The sequence below is a fragment of the Bowmanella pacifica genome (genome assembly GCF_014645355.1).
Taxonomy (GTDB): Bacteria; Pseudomonadota; Gammaproteobacteria; order Enterobacterales; family Alteromonadaceae; genus Bowmanella; species Bowmanella pacifica.
Genome location: NZ_BMLS01000003.1, coordinates 419,518 through 436,521, shown reverse-complemented (window position 1 = coordinate 436,521; position 17,004 = coordinate 419,518). Strand labels below are relative to the sequence as shown.

At 50.0% G+C, this 17,004-nt stretch carries 13 protein-coding genes; 8 read left to right on the top strand and 5 right to left on the bottom strand.

What is annotated here, in order from left to right; genetic code table 11:
* Nucleotides 1-35: 35 nt before the first annotated feature.
* Complete coding sequence (trxB, locus tag IEX02_RS11960; protein ID WP_188695199.1) at nucleotides 36-989, bottom strand: thioredoxin-disulfide reductase; 954 nt, start codon at nucleotides 987-989, stop codon at nucleotides 36-38.
* 57 nt (nucleotides 990-1,046) lie between these two features.
* On the bottom strand, nucleotides 1,047-2,513 hold the full coding sequence (locus IEX02_RS11955) for a RimK family ATP-grasp domain-containing protein (protein WP_188695198.1): 1,467 nt from the start codon (nucleotides 2,511-2,513) through the stop codon (nucleotides 1,047-1,049).
* A 204-nt stretch (nucleotides 2,514-2,717) separates the two neighbouring features.
* Between IEX02_RS11955 and IEX02_RS11950 the strand changes: the two genes are divergently transcribed.
* The 5 genes from IEX02_RS11950 to IEX02_RS11930 all read left to right on the top strand — a co-directional run bounded on the left by IEX02_RS11950 (nucleotide 2,718) and on the right by IEX02_RS11930 (nucleotide 9,973).
* Complete coding sequence (locus IEX02_RS11950; RefSeq protein ID WP_188695195.1) at nucleotides 2,718-3,821, top strand: GNAT family N-acetyltransferase/peptidase C39 family protein; 1,104 nt, start codon at nucleotides 2,718-2,720, stop codon at nucleotides 3,819-3,821.
* 103 nt (nucleotides 3,822-3,924) lie between these two features.
* Nucleotides 3,925-4,371, top strand: coding sequence for a terminus macrodomain insulation protein YfbV (gene yfbV / locus IEX02_RS11945; RefSeq protein ID WP_188695192.1), 447 nt, complete (start codon nucleotides 3,925-3,927; stop codon nucleotides 4,369-4,371).
* Between the two features lie 269 nt (nucleotides 4,372-4,640).
* Nucleotides 4,641-6,683 (top strand): S9 family peptidase, encoded by a 2,043-nt coding sequence (locus IEX02_RS11940; RefSeq protein WP_188695189.1) that lies wholly within the window; start codon nucleotides 4,641-4,643, stop codon nucleotides 6,681-6,683.
* Nucleotides 6,680-7,729 carry a CNNM domain-containing protein gene (locus IEX02_RS11935; protein WP_188695187.1) on the top strand — a complete coding sequence of 350 codons (1,050 nt, stop codon included), beginning with the start codon at nucleotides 6,680-6,682 and terminating at the stop codon, nucleotides 7,727-7,729. Before IEX02_RS11940 ends, IEX02_RS11935 begins: the two co-directional genes overlap by 4 nt.
* Nucleotides 7,730-7,822: 93 nt before the next feature.
* Nucleotides 7,823-9,973: a patatin-like phospholipase family protein gene (locus IEX02_RS11930; protein ID WP_188695184.1), complete on the top strand. Its 2,151-nt coding sequence runs from the start codon at nucleotides 7,823-7,825 to the stop codon at nucleotides 9,971-9,973.
* On the opposite strand, the gene IEX02_RS11925 is transcribed toward IEX02_RS11930, so the two are convergent.
* Nucleotides 9,970-10,770, bottom strand: coding sequence for an acyl-CoA thioesterase (locus IEX02_RS11925; RefSeq protein ID WP_188695180.1), 801 nt, complete (start codon nucleotides 10,768-10,770; stop codon nucleotides 9,970-9,972). The genes IEX02_RS11930 and IEX02_RS11925 overlap by 4 nt on opposite strands.
* Before the next feature lie 346 nt (nucleotides 10,771-11,116).
* Between IEX02_RS11925 and IEX02_RS11920 the strand changes: the two genes are divergently transcribed.
* Nucleotides 11,117-11,740, top strand: coding sequence for a YitT family protein (locus tag IEX02_RS11920; protein WP_188695178.1), 624 nt, complete (start codon nucleotides 11,117-11,119; stop codon nucleotides 11,738-11,740).
* A gap of 216 nt (nucleotides 11,741-11,956) precedes the next feature.
* On the opposite strand, the gene IEX02_RS11915 is transcribed toward IEX02_RS11920, so the two are convergent.
* Nucleotides 11,957-12,631 carry a DUF1826 domain-containing protein gene (locus IEX02_RS11915; RefSeq protein ID WP_188695175.1) on the bottom strand — a complete coding sequence of 225 codons (675 nt, stop codon included), beginning with the start codon at nucleotides 12,629-12,631 and terminating at the stop codon, nucleotides 11,957-11,959.
* Nucleotides 12,628-13,833 carry a zinc metallochaperone GTPase ZigA gene (gene zigA, locus IEX02_RS11910; protein ID WP_188695172.1) on the bottom strand — a complete coding sequence of 402 codons (1,206 nt, stop codon included), beginning with the start codon at nucleotides 13,831-13,833 and terminating at the stop codon, nucleotides 12,628-12,630. The genes IEX02_RS11915 and zigA overlap by 4 nt, the downstream gene beginning before the upstream one ends.
* Before the next feature lie 417 nt (nucleotides 13,834-14,250).
* Between zigA and IEX02_RS11905 the strand changes: the two genes are divergently transcribed.
* Complete coding sequence (locus IEX02_RS11905; protein ID WP_188695169.1) at nucleotides 14,251-15,741, top strand: CoA-acylating methylmalonate-semialdehyde dehydrogenase; 1,491 nt, start codon at nucleotides 14,251-14,253, stop codon at nucleotides 15,739-15,741.
* A 100-nt stretch (nucleotides 15,742-15,841) separates the two neighbouring features.
* Complete coding sequence (locus IEX02_RS11900) at nucleotides 15,842-16,999, top strand: acyl-CoA dehydrogenase family protein (protein WP_188695166.1); 1,158 nt, start codon at nucleotides 15,842-15,844, stop codon at nucleotides 16,997-16,999.
* Nucleotides 17,000-17,004 lie beyond the last annotated feature (5 nt).

Genomic DNA, 17,004 nt, shown 5'->3' with positions numbered 1-17,004 from the left:
GAAAGGAGGCAGGCGAAGGCCTGCCTTTATTTGACTTATTCCAGACCGTCCAGATACTTTTCAGCGTCCAGCGCAGCCATACAGCCTGTACCTGCCGAGGTGATCGCCTGACGATACACGTGATCGCACACATCACCGGCTGCAAACACGCCGGGTACACTGGTGGCTGTTGCGTTGCCGTTCAGGCCACTGTTGATCTTGATGTAGCCATCATTCATGTCCAATTGACCAACAAACATGTCGGTATTGGGTTTGTGACCGATAGCCACAAACAAGCCCATTACATCAATTTCTTCGGTACCGTCATTCTGGGTATCGCGAATACGAACTTTGGTGACGCCCATCTCATCACCCAGCACTTCGTCCAGAGTTTTGTTCAGGTGCAGTACCACATTGCCGTTTTTGGCTTTTTCCATTAAGCGGTCGGCCAGAATCTTTTCACTGCGGAAACTGTCACGTCTGTGAATAACATGCACTTCTGAGGCAATGTTGGACAAATACAGCGCTTCTTCAACTGCGGTGTTACCACCACCGATTACCGCCACTTTCTGGTTACGGTAGAAGAATCCGTCACAAGTTGCGCACGCAGATACCCCTTTGCCCATAAAGGCTTGTTCGGACGGTAAGCCCAGGTATTTGGCAGAGGCACCGGTTGCAATGATAAGGGCATCACAAGTGTAACTGCCGCTGTCACCTTTGAGGGTGTAGGGGCGTTTGGAAAAGTCCACTTCGTTGATATGGTCGAAAATAATTTCAGTATCAAATTTTTCGGCGTGCTTTTGCATGCGCACCATCAGATCCGGGCCAGTCAGACCTTCTGGATCACCAGGCCAGTTCTCCACCTCTGTGGTGGTTGTCAATTGGCCGCCTTGCTGAATACCGGTGATCAGCACGGGGTTTAGGTTAGCGCGGGCAGCGTAAACCGCCGCCGTGTAGCCTGCGGGGCCTGAACCTAAAATCATCAGGCGGCTATGTCTTGTTTCAGCCATAAATTCTCCAGCTAGCAAGTTATATTACTTATTTCATGCAGGGGACCGGTGCCCCTGTTATTGTGACTCAAGGCGACGCAGAAATTCTGCCATGACTTCGTAGTAAAGGGCCTGACCCAAAAACTTGTCTTCCACGCTTGAATCGATACTGGGGTTGTCGTTGACTTCAATAACCGCCACGCGGCCATCTTTGGTCTGTTTGACGTCTACCCCATAGAAACCGTCGCCTATCAATCGGCATGCCTTTAATGAGGCTTCCAATACGGCTTGCGGCACTTCATAGGTCGGCATGGTTTCAAAACCACCCGTAGCGGCTTTCTTACCATCATCATGGCGGTAAATTTGCCAATGACCTTTGACCATAAAGTACCGACATGCATAAAGGGGTTTATTATTCAGTACCCCAATACGCCAATCGTACTCGGTATATAGGAACTCCTGAGCCAAAACCAAGGCCGAGGTCTTGCTTAATTTTTTCATCGCGTCCACCAATTCGTCCATATTGGTGGCCTTGTACATACCGCGGGAAAAGGCCCCGTCGGGAATTTTCAGCACTATGGGCAAGCCAAGATAATCAATGGCGTGTTGCAGGCTGTCTTTATCTGTGTGGCTGAGCAACAAGGTTTTTGGCGTGGGAACCTTGTTGGTGCGTAATAAATCCGCCAGGTAGACCTTATTGGTGCATCGCAAGATCGAGGTCGGATCATCAATCACTACCATGCCTTCCGCTTCGGCCTTTTTGGCAAATCGGTAAGTGTGATGGTCGATAGAGGTGGTTTCGCGGATAAACAGCCCGTCATACTCTGCTAGTCGCACATAATCGCGTTTGCCTATGGTCTCCAGGTTAATACCCAGTTTGTCTGCCGCTTTGATAAAGTGGTTTAGCGCTTTTTTATCGCTGGGCGGCATGCTTTCCTCGGCGTTAACCAGCATCGCAACATCATAGCGATAGTGCTTTCGCGTTTTGGGCTTACGCCACAGGCGATTGCTAAATTTCTCCAGCGTATTGGCGAGAAACTCTTGTTCTGCTTCGTCGCTAATCTCTTTTAGCGATAAGGTGTGTACCTTTTCCAGGCTCCACTGGCCGTCATACTCCAACGTTACTTCCAACACGGGGGCTGCGAAGCGCTCAAAAATGCTTTTAGCCAGTTCGGCGAATTCGGCTTGCTGGCATTCGCCCAAAAAGACGCGGAAGGTGACTTGCGCGGCATTCCCCGCTGGCTTCAACTTGGCAATAGATTTCGCCACCTCTTCCAGTTTGAGGGTGTAGAGCTTTTTGCGGCGTAAATCGTTGAGTACGCTGATATTGGGGATGACCTTATGCCCACGGGCTTCTGCAAGTAACGAGCAATAGTAACCGCGTCCCAACGCGCGTTTATTTCGGCAAAAGTTGAGAATGCGAACGGTTTGATCGGCCGGAATATCGGTTTTAGCCAGGTATTGATCAAACGAAATGACTTCTCGACTGGGGAAATAGGGGGCCCAATCATCCAGTTCGTCCACGACCACAAAATATCCAGACATGCGCAAAAATGCCTTAGACGCCGACTAGCGTCAGATAAGAATATTAATCAAAAGCCTGTATTCCACTGAGGCGAAATACTTGAGGCTAAAATACACCAAAACGGTAGCTGCAATAATAGTTTTATACGATTGGCTTGTCTTGTATTTGCATATTGCAGTTTCTGCGTTTAAGCCTAAACTATCGCGACGCATTTCTGCGAGTCCATGTTGTTGAACAAACTTGTTATTCGACCAGCCCAATCGGCTGATATTTCCGATTTAGTCGCGCTGGAAAAAGCCAGCTTTACGACGGATAGAATATCCCGTCGCAGCTTTACTTATTTTATCCGCAAGGGACATTGTTCGCTGATCGTTGCCTATGATGGTGCGCAATTGGCTGGCTATGCGCTGGTGCTTTATCGTAACGGTACCCAGCTCGCCAGGCTGTATTCCATTGCGGTGTCGGATGCCAGTCGTGGTAAAGGGGTGGCGCAACAGTTACTGAGCGAGGCAGAACAGCGTGCAGCAGATGAACTTTGTTTGTTTATGCGATTGGAAGTGCGGGTTGATAACCAGGCGGCTATTCATCTTTATCAGAAACTGAAATATCGTCCCATAGGTAAGGTCGAAGGCTACTATGAAGATGGCGGGGATGCGCTGCAGATGGAGCGGGCATTACGTCCCACGTCTCTGGGTAAGTTACCTGGTATTCGTTACCAGCAGACCACAGACTTTACGTGCGGGCCCGCCAGTTTAATGATGGCCATGCATAAACTGGATCTCGGTTATCAGATGTCGATGGATGAAGAAATTCAGATTTGGCGTGAAGCGACCACCATTTTTATGACCTCAGGTCATGGTGGATGTAGCGGATTCGGTTTGGCCCTTAGCGCCTGGCGTCGCAAGTTCAAAGTGCATCTCTACGTCAATCAAACCTCAGTCCCCTTTATTAACAGTGTCCGTGACCCACAGAAAAAAGTCGTTATCGAGCAGGTACACAAACATTTTCTGTCGCAACTGGCGGACACTCAGGTGGATATTTACTATGCGCCACTGACCTTGGATAAGCTAGATGAGTATCTGCGCCAAGGTGCTGTATTGGTTAGCTTAATCAGCATGTGGCGGTTAACCCGCGATAAGGCGCCTCACTGGGTATTGGTCACTGGCGCCGACCAGAACTGTGTGTCTATTACTGATCCGGAAAGAGACTACGAAAGTTGGCAAACGGAAATGGATTTCACCAATGTGCCGGTAAGCCGGGAAGAGTTTATCAAAATGGCGTCCTTCGGGCGGGATAGACTTACCAGTACCCTGGTATTGTATCGATGAAGTGCCGGCGGCTTTGCTTCATCTCAAACGACAGAAAACTTTGCCGCGAAGTTGAACAATTGCTGGTATAGTTATCAGGTAGTGTTTATTCCAAGGGGCAGTTATGGCGCAATCCATTACCGGCATGTTTAAAGATGGCCATGCATATATGCAGTTGTGGCCCATGCAGCCCGAGTTATATGGCTTGTTCCCCGAATGTCGGGTGATCGCCGCTACCCGCTTTTCTATTCGTTATATGCCGCCGTTAGCGGTGTTGGTGGCCTTTGCTCACGTGAGTACTCTTGGTCACGACGCCTTACCGCAGGCCCTGGCTATGGCGGCGTTTTTTCTGAGTTTACCTATGCAAGGTTTGTTATGGCTTGGGTACCGGGCCAATCAGACCTTGCCGCCTGCTATTTTATCCTGGTACCAGGAAATCCATCAGAAAATGCGTCAGCAAGGCTGTCAGCTTCAGGATATTCAGCGCAGACCTAAATATCGGGAGTTGGCCGGTTTGTTGCGCAAGGCGTTTGACGAGCTTGACCGGGTGTTTACCCGCCAGTGGTTCTAAGACGGTCAGAAGACTGCCGAACACCACCTTTATATTGACTGTCTTGTTTGTATTTATCACCGTTAATGTGGTTTGACACCTAAGGTGCGCGTGTCGCTGTTATCCTGTATCCATCTCCATGTTTGCTCAGCGTTACCTGGTCGCCAGGAATTTTTGCCAGTGACAATGAGGCACTAATACGGCTTGTTTGCGGTGAATGGCAGATGACACCGCGTCAACGAGGTGCAACAATCCAGTAATAAATCAGTCTGTTAACTCAGGAAAGTGATATGAACGCCTACAAGTCTCTGGCCTTGTCTCTCTTGTTGGGGACGAGCGCTGCGCAAGCCGAGCCTCAATCGACCCTGCTTCCCAGTGATATTTTCAGTTTGGAATATGCTTCTGGCGTCACGGCCGGAGCCGAGTCTGGCAATGTGTTTTTTATCCGTAACTATATGGATATTTACCAGGACAAAAAGCTTGGCAATATCTGGCAGGTAGATAAGCAAGGGCAGATGTTGCCGGTTACCAGCGGTGCGCACCAGGATTATGGATTGGCTCTGTCGCCAGATAAAAAGCGTTTGGCTTACATCTCAACGCAATCGGGTAAACCGCAAATTCACTTGCACTGGTTGGATAAAAATATCGGTGCCCAGCAAAGCCATCTTACCTCAGCCCCTAGCGGATTGACCTGGTCACCAGATGGCAGCATGTTGGCCTTTAAGATGTTTGTGAAAGCTAAGGTCGCACCACCGGTCTCTTTAAGTGGCATGCCACAGGGCGCTAAGTGGGCTGAGCCTGCTGTATTTATTGACGATGTTATTTACCGTAATGACGGTGCTGGCTATGCAGAGCCTGGGTATGTGCAACTCTTTGTGATGGATGCCCAAGGAGGCAGCCCACGACAGCTTACCTTCGGTAATTTTAATCATAGTGGTGGATTGAGCTGGAGTAAGGATGGGAAATTCTTGTACTTTTCAGCGAATTTGCACGAAGACTTCCGCATGGCGCCGCTGAATACAGAGATTTACCAGGTGGAACTTGCTTCTACAAAGATTGACGCCATCACAGAGCGTAACGGACCAGACAATCACCCAGCGGTATCGCCAGATGGAAAGTATCTTGCTTACCTTGGCTATGATGATAAGCGCACTAACTATGAGAATAATCAGCTTTATTTACTGGAACTGAGCAGTGGTGAAAGCCGCTCAGTTAGCGCTGATTTGGATCGCAGTATCAGTGATTTTAAATGGGATGCCAAAGGGCGCGGTCTGTATATTCAATATGATGATCAGGGTAAAACGCTGCTGGCTTTTCAGGGGCTCAAAGGGAAGCGTCAGGTCCTAACCGACAGCCTGGGTGGGCAGTCTTACGGGCGGCCTTACACGGGGGCAGAGTTTGACGTGTCCGATGACGGTAGTCTGGCGTTTACTTATTCACGTAGCGACAGGCCTGCGGATATCGCCGTATTAAGAAAAGGCGAGCCTCGGGTGTTGACCCGTTTGAACGATGACGCGCTTGGTCATAAGACCTTAGGTAAGGTCGAAGAAATTTGGTACAAATCTCAGGCCGATGGTTTGGATATTCAGGGGTGGATAGTCTATCCACCTGGTTTTGATGCCAGCAAAAAGTATCCACTCTTGCTGGAGATTCACGGTGGACCTACTACGGCCTATGGCCCGCATTTCTCTGCCGAAGTGCAACTGTTTGCGGCCGCAGGCTATGTGGTGCTTTACACCAATCCCCGTGGCAGTTCCAGCTATGGTCAGGAGTTTGCTCAAACCATTCATCACAACTATCCCAGTCAGGATTACGATGATCTGATGAGTGGCGTGGATGTGCTGATAGACAAAGGCTTTATTGATGCCGAGCAAATGTTTGTGACCGGCGGCTCCGGTGGTGGGGTGCTGACTGCCTGGATTGTAGGTCATACCGATCGTTTTAAGGCGGCGGTGGTGGCTAAGCCCGTTATCAACTGGTTTAGCTTTGTACTGACTTCCGATTTTTATCCGTTTTTCAGTCAGTATTGGTTCGCCAAGAAGCCCTGGGAAGATCCCGAGCACTACCTGAAACGCTCGCCCATCAGCTATGTCGGCAATGTGACAACACCCACTATGCTGCTGACCGGGGAAGCGGATTATCGAACCCCCATGTCCGAAACTGAACAATATTATCAGGCTCTTAAGCTACAAGGTGTGGATACGGCCATGGTCCGCATTCCAGACGCTCCCCATGGTATCTACAAACGCCCCAGTAATCTGATGGCCAAAGTAGAGTATATTCTGTGGTGGTTTGAAAAGTACCGAGGTAAACAGGAGCCCTCAGCGCAATGATTCTATTGATTGTTTATGTGCTTGTGGCGCTGGGCTTTTCATTTCTATGCTCTGTCGCTGAAGCCGTAATTTTAAGTGTGTCCTCTGCCTATATCTCGGTATTAGAAGGAGAGGGGAAGTCGTCTGGCGCATTGCTGAGAAATCAAACCGATGATATCAACCGGCCCCTGTCTGCTATTTTGACCCTAAATACCTTTGCCCATACTTTCGGTGCGGCAGGGGCTGGGGCACAGGCGGCAGTGGTGTTTGGGGATGCTTATCTGGGATTAGCATCAGCGGTGCTGACCTTATTGATTCTTATTTTTTCGGAAATCATTCCCAAAACGCTGGGGGCCACTTACTGGCGCCAGTTGGCGCCGGCAACAGCGTATATGCTTAAGTACCTGATTTGGGCAATGTATCCGTTTGTGGTTATGTCTAACTGGTTAACACGCTATATCTCACCGGATAATACTCAACGTGGTTTAAATCGTGCTGAACTGTTGGCCATGGCTGAATTGTCGCGAGATGAAGGGCAGTTGGCATCGCGTGAAGCCCATATACTGCAGAATCTGCTTAACTTGCACCAGATGAAGATTAAAGAGGCGATGACGCATCGTACTGTGGTGTTTTCGTTGCCGGAAGTCATGACAGTGGAAACCTTTTTCCATAAACATGATGACGTGAGCTTCTCCCGTATCCCGGTGTATGAGAACGAACCCGAGCAAATCACGGGTTTTGTACTTAAATCCGACTTACTGCTGGCACAAGCCCGTGGGAATGGTCAACGTACCCTGGGCGAATACCGTAAAGACATGGTGACAATGCTCAGTAGCATGCCACTGGTGCAAACCTTCGATCACTTCCTGAATAACCGAGCGCATATGTTGCTGGTAGTGGATGAATATGGCGGCCTGGAAGGGATACTGACCTTGGAAGACTTATTAGAAGCCATGCTAGGTTTGGAAATTGTTGATGAAAAAGATAAAGCCGTCAGTATGAAAAAACTGGCGCAAGTGCTTAGCCGCCGTCGTATTGACGGTGTCTCGGTACGCAAGTCTGACTGAGAATGAGCCAAATCCTGTTAGCTGTCTTAAGCTGCTGAATATCTAAACTTTTATTCTATACTCTAGGTTCCTAGATATAGGCAGGATTTGGCTATGCTGTTGCAAGGGCAGGATATTGAGATACTGGAGCACGCGGCGTCCCGTAATGGGGTGATGGTTAATTGTGAGCAGGGCCATCGGCTGTTTGCTCAGGATGATCTCAATACTGCCTTGTACCGTCTGGTCAAGGGATCCGCCGTCGTACAATTGCGCCAACAGGACATCACAGTGAATGCCTTGGTTTTGCAGCCAGGGCAATGGGTTGGTCAGGCCATTCTGGCTGGTGAGGAATATCTGGGATTTGGGTTGCTGTGCACTAGTGCCTGTTTGTTCGAGGTTGTGGAATGGTCACAAATAGACAAGGCCCAGTTAGATGATGTGGCGATTCATTTTGAATCTTTACATCATCGCTTGCATACCATCAGGCTGGTTCTGCAAACCTTTCTTCGCAGTTACCCCAATGTATCTGCAGAGTTCCTCCAAGAGCTGATTCAAAGCGCTCATTTCTCCCATTTGCAAGAAAATCAAACCCTGTTTGAACCCGGTGATTCCGCCCAGGTTATGTATTTTCTGTTGAGCGGCAAAATCGATGTATACGCCGGGGAAAAGGACAACCTAAGACGGATAGGAGAGATTTTTCATGGCGAGGCCTTTGGGGAAATGTCCCTGTTTAGTAATCAGGTTCGCACCGTCAGGTTGGTAGCAACCCGGTCTTGTGCCTTAATCAGTCTGGATCGCCAGCAGTTTGACCGTCTGTCATTGGCCTTTCCCTGGCTTAGCACTTATGTTGTATCTAGCCTGATCGACAGAATAAAAAAGCAAAATGAAAAGGTTCAGCGTAAGGTACAGCCAGTAAACCGACTGGTGCTGGAGTGTGGGCGTCAAGATGCCCATGAGACCGCAAAACAACTGCGTTCTTTGTTGTGGCAGAGTAGCTTTGGGGTGTTTGCTGAAGAGGATGTTTGCCGCAAATTTGCCTACCGGCAATTGGCTGATATTAATCATTCAACCCTGATTGACTATCTGGATGCTCGGGAACAGAACAATCCAATTAATCTGTATTTCTCCAGTCTGGATGCCGACGACTGGACTAAGGTGTGTTTGGAGCGCGCCGATGAAGTATGGATATTGGCACAGGAAAGTGACGGCGTCTCGCATCTAGAGGCATGGCTGGAAAAATACAGCCAAATGTTCTCCTGGCAAAAGCAGCGCCGTTATCTGGTGTTAATTCATCCTCGTGTGGTTCATATCAGTGATACGGCAAGCTGGCTGGAGCGGCTCAATATTCGCCAGCATTTTCATATACAAGCCGACAGCCGACGAGACGTGGAGCGGCTGGGGCGTTACCTTACCGAACAGTCTTTGGGTTTGGTGTTGGGCGGGGGCGGGGCCAGAGGCTTCGCCCAGATCGGCATTTACAAGGCCATGCAGGAAGCCGGTATTAAGGTGGATTGGGTTGGCGGAACCAGTATGGGCTCCATTATGGGGGGCTGGATTGCCATGGGATGGGATGCAGAACACATTATCTCGGCGATTCGGCGCTTTTTTGTGTCGGTCAATCCGCTTGGTGATTACACCTTGCCGGTTATTTCCTTATCCAAGAGTCAGCGCCTGGACAGATTGTTGCACGAAGGCTTTGGTGATATCCGCATTGAAGCCCTGCCATTGCCGTTTTTTTGCGTATCATCAGATATGAGTACTGCCGAAGAGCGTGATCATGAGCGAGGCTTGTTATGGCGTGCCATTCGGGCCAGTGTGTCTATTCCCGGCGTGATTGCCCCGGTGATTGACGAAGGACATTATCTGGTTGATGGCGGGCTGTTTAACAACCTGCCATGTGACCTTATGCGTCAACGTAACCGAGGCCCTGTGGCAGCCATTGATGTCAGCCCCAAAGAAGATTACCTGACCGCGCTGCACGAAGTACCGTCTCCCTGGCAACTGCTGATGAATAAGCTAATGGGCAGGGAGCAACCCAAAGTGCCCTCCATTTTGCACACCTTACTACGCTCTTCCATGTTAGCCAGTGCACATCGGCAAAAGGCTAATCGGGAAATGGTGGACTACTTTATCCAGCCGCATATCGGCAATGTCGGTATGTTGGATTTTCGTCAGGCGCAGCGCATTATAGATATAGGTTATCAGGAAGGGCTGGCTTACCTGCAGCAAGGCCATATGGCCTCGCTGGTGAGTAAGCTGTCTTAATCAAATACCGCAATAATCTGGCGACTAATGGCAATCAGTTCGCCCTGCTTATCCCAAATATTCGCCTCACTATGACAATAGCCGTCGGCGGCCTGACGGGTGTCCGCCTGATAAGCAAACCAGTCATCCGCTGCCACGGGCTGATGCGGGTGAATAAACTCCAGGTTCCAGCTCATGGTGCTGGCAGGCGCTGGCCAGCGAAGCATTTGCAAAATGGTGGGAGGCCAGGCATCAATCAAGGCTATCAGGTGGGCGTCGGTAATCTGTGTCGGCGGCTGAGTAAAACGCATCCAGCCCTGCACCTTGGCATTGGTTTTGCCCGTAAATGGCAAGCCGCCTTCAACCACTGACAAATCGATATGTTTAAGAAACTTGGGCGTCACCTTAGGGATCTGGGGAATAAACTTGGCTTTAGTGGGTAAAGGCATTTGATGCTGACTTTGTGACGCTACTTTGATTTTGGATTGTCGCTCAATACCAAAGCATGCCTGGCTAAATACCGCAACCTGATCCTCTTGTACGGCGCTGGCGGTTACCTGAGTGACATTCTTGCCGCTTCGCAATACTGTAATGTCAATTCGAAAATCGGTGTCTGGCAGCAAAGGGCCAACAAAGTTGGTGGTCAGCGAACGCAGTGCCCGGTCCGCCGGAACTTGCTCTCGAATCGCGGCATACAATAAGGCCGCTGACAGTCCACCAAACACAGTGCGTCCCTGAGCCCAGTCTTTGGGAACGCTAAGGGTCGGACTGGAATTCTGACTGCAGTGGATCTGCTGCAATAACTCATCAATATGCATGGATTGCCCAAGTTGCTAAATGATGTCAGCAGCTTATCTGGTCGGATGTCTTTGGTAAAGTGTTTGATTGCGCCGCAGGCCCCGGTGTGAATATGCCTGTTAGCTGTTATGGACGATAGGGCTGACTTATTCTGGTAAAACGCGTAACAGTTTTCATCTTATCAACATACTGGTTACCAATGCTTAAAAAGTCGTAAAGCTGCCCTTACTTTTTTACACTTTTATCGCCATAAGGCTCCTGGGGGAGCCATTTATATGGGCGAGCTTGGGCAGGTAAAATAGGTGTCTGGCATAGTTCAGCAAGCGTTGCTGTTTTCACCCATTTGCTTAAAGCCAAGGACCGAGTATGCAGATCCCCGCGCATAAAATTTATGAAGACGCCATTGCCCTGTTGGTGGCCTCACTGTTTGTGGCTATAGGGGTCTTGTTTTTCAAGACCACCGGGCTGGTGACGGGCGGTACGTCTGGAATGGCCTTAATTGGCGCTTATCTTAGTCCCGCCGGCTTTGGAGTTTGGTTTTTTGTGCTGAACTTACCCTTTTATTTTCTGGCATGGCGGGAGCTAGGCCCTCGTTTTACGTTTAATACCTTCTTGGCGGTATCTTTGGTGTCGGTGTTGACCGACTATCTGCATTTGGCTCTGAGTATTGACAAAGTGCATCCGCTATTTGCCGTAATTGCCGGTGGCGGATTGATTGGTACCGGACTGCTGATTCTGTTTCGCCATCAGGCCAGTTTGGGTGGTGTTGGTATTCTTGCTTATTATTTACAGCAAAAATATAAACTGCGTGCGGGCACATTCCAACTGGTGGTGGATTGTCTGATCCTTGCTGTGGCCGCGTTTTGCTTTGATTGGACCGCGGTGATTTATTCTGTGTTAGGGGCGGTGATTATCAATATGCTGTTAACCATCAATCACAAGCCCGGCCGCTATCAAGCCTTAGTAGACATGGCGCAGCAGGCCAACTAAGCCTGCCCGAAAGACAACCGTTAGCCCTGTAGTAGGCATGAAGCCGAAGATAGCCCTAAAGGGGAGAATTTTCGCCGCTAAAGGGCAGGCAACTGGTTTCGATATTGCCGTGTGTAACACGGCTATCCACTTAGGCTGTGATGTGCTGCTAATAAAATCAATTTTGTTGGCAACAATATATAGCTTGTCTCCCCTGTATTTATAAGGCGGAACTGGTTAGCGCACAAAATCCAAGGTAAGCAAAAGCCGCTTTTCTGTGTCATTGGCCGGCGGCGAGCGGTGCACTAAACCGGCACCTTCATTACCTTGCCAAAGCTCACCTTTTAGTAAGGCAACATCACCAGGTTTAAGTGCCTGAATATCATTTTCATCTTGATACAAGCCCGACGCTTCATCTTTCAGGCCCTGATTGTTTGCGCCTAGCATAGGATAGTTGACCAACGGCTGGGGTAACCATTGGGTGCCCGCGCCACAAAAGGTGGTGACTAGCCGACAAGGCACCCTGTCCACATGAAAGCGGGGGCACATGGCGTGCTCCAGTACCTTTAAGCGCAAGCCTGCGCGCGGTAAGTCAAAAAGACAGCAAAACATATCGACAAGTTCGGCAATATTGGCGCGTAAGGCCTCATGGTCTGCAAAGTCTGTCAGGATGTCCGCCAGGTCGCGTTCGATAGCGTCGGCTTCAATGATTCGGGTCAGGTTTAAGTTGGGGCTGTTTTTCTGCAGATAGTGCGCCAGATTGCGTCGTAGCGTGGCACACAGTTCTCTTTGCCAGATAGCCATGTTAGTGCTGTCACTATAGATCTCTGTAAGCACGGTGGGAATAGGGGCTTTTGCCGCATGTCTGACTTTTTCGTCTGTGCTGTGTTGCACTAAAGATAGGTTGTTCATGCTTGGTGCTCCCAGTGAGGGAAGGGATCCGGTAGGGTTTGCCAGTAGGCTTTACCCTGTGCAAGCTCTTCATCGGATAGCAGGCAAAGGTCGAGCGCGGTCGTGATCCCCTGTTTATCCAAATTCTGCCCAATAAACACCAGCTCCTGGCGCATGTCACCAAAAGGTTCCTGCCAGAGCGTGTTTATATAGGCCAGAGACTCGGCATCTGTTGGCCACTGTGACTTAGGCACGGCTTTCCAGAACAGACCCGCAAACCCATAGCGGGCTATGCCTCCTGCCTGATTCCAATTTCCGGCAAACTGCGGGCGAGATGCCAGCCAAAAATAGCCTTTAGAACGCAGTAGCTTGCCGTGCTGCTGTGTGCCATGCAAAAACTGATAAAACTTGTGTGGATGAAAGGGGCGACGGGCTGAATAAGTAAAACTTGATATACCGTACTCTTCAGTTTCGGGTACATGCTCGCCGCGCACTTCTTTAAGCCAGCCCGGTGCCTGCTGGGCTTTATCAAAGTCAAATAGGCCCGTGCCCAGTATGTCGTTGACTGGCACCTGACCATTTTTAATTGGGATAATGCGGGCACTGGTATTAAGGGATGATAGAATTGCCATCAGTCGCTCAACCTGAACACTGTCCACCAGGTCGGTTTTACTGACTAATATCACATCGGCAAACTCTACTTGCTCGATAAGCAGGTCTGCCACGCTGCGCTCGTCCTCCTCTCCCAAATGTTCGCCGCTTTCCTGCAAATATTTTGCTTCGTCATAATCGGTTAAAAAGTTAACCGCATCGACCAGGGTGACCATGGTATCCAATGTCGCCACATCGGATAAGGACACGCCATTTTCATCGGCAAAGGTGAAAGTTTCTGCGACCGGCAAGGGCTCTGAAATACCTGTGGACTCGATGACCAGGTAGTCAAACTTTCCAGACAAAGCTAATGCGTTGACTTCTATCAATAAGTCCTCTCTGAGGGTGCAGCAGATACAACCATTGCTCATCTCTACCAGTTTCTCTTCGCTGTGACTCAGTGATACCTCGTTTTTCACCATGGCGGCGTCAATATTGATTTCACTCATATCGTTCACTATGACCGCTACCTTTTTGTCCTGACGGTTATTGAGGATGTGATTAAGCACCGTGGTTTTCCCTGCGCCGAGAAAGCCGGACAGGACAGTGACGGGGAGTTTTGCTTTGCGCATGGGAGGCACCTTGTTGTTCCATACCAGATTGGTAGCATAAGTTTTATTTTGAAATGTTATAATATAACCTCTTGGCGGTAAAGTCAGGGGATGCGTTTGACGGGCTAGATTGACAGGGCAGGTGAACTCTCCTCGTGGAAATGGCAAGTCAGACCCGCAGCTATACCAAAGTATAGTGCTTGCTATAAGGCGTAAAATCCTGCTTGTTCAGTCATCAATCATGGCTGTTCAGTGAGCTGGATGGCCAGAGTTTATCCGGTTTTGGCGTAATTTCGCTTGTACAGAGAAGTTGTCATTGGCTGGGAAAAATTTTTACAAGTTTACGTTAACGTCAAGGTAAAAACTCTGCTAAGGTAGCTCACACTATATTAACAAGCTGCTCTACCCGCTGAGCAGCCCGCAACAGATGGATGTCATATGAAACAGATCCCTTTGCTAATCAATGGTGAATTTGTTGCCTCGCAATCGTCGCAACTCATTGATGTGACTAACCCGGCGGACAATAGTGTCATCGCCCAGGTGCCTTGTGCCACAGAGCAGGAAGTGCAAGCAGCCGTTGCCTCAGCCAAAGAAGCCTTTAAAACCTGGCGTAATGTGGCAGTGCCTGAGCGTGCGCGATTGATGATGCGCTATCAGGCGTTACTGAAGGAGCACCACGACGAAATTGCCGAAATTCTCAGCCAGGAAACCGGCAAGACCTTTGATGATGCAAAAGGTGATGTATGGCGTGGTATTGAAGTGGTTGAACAGGCCATGAATATTCCGGCGCTGCTGATGGGCGAAACGGTGGAAAATGTGGCACGCGGCATTGATACCTATAGCTATATCCAGCCACTTGGTGTTTGCGTCGGTATTACGCCCTTTAATTTTCCAGCCATGATCCCGCTTTGGATGTTCCCACTGGCTATCGCCGCCGGTAATACTTTTGTGCTTAAACCCTCTGAGCAGGATCCCATGACCCCAACCCGTCTTGCCGAGCTATTTCTCGAAGCGGGTGCACCTAAAGGGGTGCTGAACATTGTCCACGGTGGGGCCAAAGAAGTGGACCAGTTGCTGACGCATGAAGATATCAAGGCGGTGTCTTTTGTCGGTTCGGTCCCTGTGGGCCAGCATATTTATAAAACGGCCACCGATAACATGAAACGTGCCCAGTGTTTTGCTGGCGCCAAAAACCACTCAGTGATTATGCCGGATGCCAATAAGGCGCAGGTGCTAAATAATCTGGTAGGTGCTTCTGTGGGTGCCGCAGGTCAGCGTTGTATGGCCATTTCCGTGGCGGTATTTGTCGGTAAGGCCAAAGAGTGGATCCCCGAGCTTGCTGACATGATTGGTCAGGTAAAGCCGGGCCTGTGGAATGATAAAGAAGCCGGATACGGCCCGCTGATAAGTCCCCGCGCCAAACAGCGCGTGCTGTCTTTGATTGAACAAGGTAAGCAGGAAGGGGCGGAGTGTCTGGTGGATGGCAGCGAGTTTAGTCTGCCGGGTTACGAAGCTGGCAACTGGGTAGGGCCGACGGTATTTACCGGGGTTGATGAGCAGATGACCATTTACAAAGAAGAGATCTTTGGCCCGGTCTTGTGCTGTATGGAAGTGGAAGGGCTTGAAGATGCCATTGCCCTGGTTAATCGCAACCCCTTTGGTAACGGCACTAGCATCTTTACCGCCTCTGGTGCGGCGGCCCGCAAGTACCAGCATGAAATTGAAGTGGGACAGGTAGGTATCAACGTGCCCATCCCGGTACCGCTGCCGTTTTTCTCCTTTACCGGCTGGAAGAATTCCTTCTACGGCGATTTGCATGCCTACGGCAAACAAGCGGTGCGTTTCTATACCGAGACCAAAACCGTCACCAGTCGTTGGTTTGAAGATGACATTCCGCACGGTCCGAATATGACCATCAGCTTACGCTGATTGCGACAGAGCTGTGGCCGGCCTGTTTGTCGACCGGCCCCTCTGAAAGTTTTTCCGCAGTCGTGCGTATCGGCTGCACAGGACATACAGGTAATCTAACGTGAATTTCAATCTTACCGATGATCAACTGGCCTTTGCAGAAACGGCCAGACAATTTGCTGAACAGGAACTGGCGCCTTATGCCGGCGAATGGGACAAGCAACACCATTTTCCCAAAGATGTGATTCAAAAGGCCGGTGAGCTGGGCTTTTGTGCCCTATACACACCGGAAGAGGCGGGCGGTTTAGGCCTGTCCAGACTGGACTCCTCGATTATTTTTGAACAACTTGCCATGGGCTGTACTGCCACCACGGCCATGATGACTATTCACAATATGGCCAGTTGGATGATTGCCAAGTGGGGCACAGAAGCTGTGAAGTCGGCTTGGTGCGAACAGCTAGTGAGCGGGCAGAAACTGGCCTCCTACTGCCTGACCGAACCGGGGTCCGGCTCTGATGCCGCCTCGCTGCGTACCAGTGCCAGAAAAGACGGTGACCATTATGTGGTTAACGGCTCTAAAATGTTTATTTCCGGGGCCGGTGAAACAGACGTACTGGTGGTAATGGTACGTACCGGTGAGGCTGGTCCTAAAGGTATTTCTGCTCTGGTTATCCCGGCAGATGCACAAGGGATAGTCTATGGTAAGGCAGAGGAGAAAATGGGTTGGAATGCTCAGCCTACCCGTTTGGTGACGTTTGAGGATGTCAAAGTACCGGTCGTGAACCTGCTGGGGCAGGAAGGCGAGGGCTTTAAATTTGCTATGCAAGGTTTGGATGGCGGACGCATCAATATTGCCACCTGTTCCATAGGTACCGCGCAGCAAGCGCTGAATACCGCGCGCAACTATATGCTGGAACGCCAGCAATTCGGGAAGCCGCTGGCGGCTTTTCAGGCGTTGCAGTTTAAGCTGGCGGATATGAATACCGAGTTGGTAGCAGCCAGACAAATGGTCAGGCTGGCCGCCTTCAAATTGGATAACAACGACCCGGAGAAAACGGCTTACTGTGCGATGGCAAAACGATTCGCCACCGATGTCGGTTTTAAGGTCTGTGATGATGCGCTGCAAATTCACGGTGGCTATGGTTACATCCGCGAATACCCGCTGGAGCGCCATGTTCGGGATGTCCGGGTACATCAGATCCTCGAAGGCACCAATGAAATTATGCGCCTGATTGTGGCCAGAAGGCTGTTGGCTGAAGATGTCGGCGACATTATCTAGGAGAT

Excerpts from the sequence above, each read along its gene's own strand:
- IEX02_RS11955 (WP_188695198.1), bottom strand. The coding sequence starts at position 2,513 with ATGTCTGGATATTTTGTGGTCGTGGACGAACTGGATGATTGGGCCCCC.
- IEX02_RS11915 (WP_188695175.1), bottom strand. The coding sequence starts at position 12,631 with ATGAACAACCTATCTTTAGTGCAACACAGCACAGACGAAAAAGTCAGA.
- yfbV (WP_188695192.1), top strand. The coding sequence starts at position 3,925 with ATGGCGCAATCCATTACCGGCATGTTTAAAGATGGCCATGCATATATG.
- IEX02_RS11930 (WP_188695184.1), top strand. The coding sequence starts at position 7,823 with ATGCTGTTGCAAGGGCAGGATATTGAGATACTGGAGCACGCGGCGTCC.
- zigA (WP_188695172.1), bottom strand. The coding sequence starts at position 13,833 with ATGCGCAAAGCAAAACTCCCCGTCACTGTCCTGTCCGGCTTTCTCGGC.
- trxB (WP_188695199.1), bottom strand. The coding sequence starts at position 989 with ATGGCTGAAACAAGACATAGCCGCCTGATGATTTTAGGTTCAGGCCCC.
- IEX02_RS11935 (WP_188695187.1), top strand. The coding sequence starts at position 6,680 with ATGATTCTATTGATTGTTTATGTGCTTGTGGCGCTGGGCTTTTCATTT.
- IEX02_RS11920 (WP_188695178.1), top strand. The coding sequence starts at position 11,117 with ATGCAGATCCCCGCGCATAAAATTTATGAAGACGCCATTGCCCTGTTG.
- IEX02_RS11925 (WP_188695180.1), bottom strand. The coding sequence starts at position 10,770 with ATGCATATTGATGAGTTATTGCAGCAGATCCACTGCAGTCAGAATTCC.
- IEX02_RS11905 (WP_188695169.1), top strand. The coding sequence starts at position 14,251 with ATGAAACAGATCCCTTTGCTAATCAATGGTGAATTTGTTGCCTCGCAA.
- IEX02_RS11950 (WP_188695195.1), top strand. The coding sequence starts at position 2,718 with ATGTTGTTGAACAAACTTGTTATTCGACCAGCCCAATCGGCTGATATT.
- IEX02_RS11940 (WP_188695189.1), top strand. The coding sequence starts at position 4,641 with ATGAACGCCTACAAGTCTCTGGCCTTGTCTCTCTTGTTGGGGACGAGC.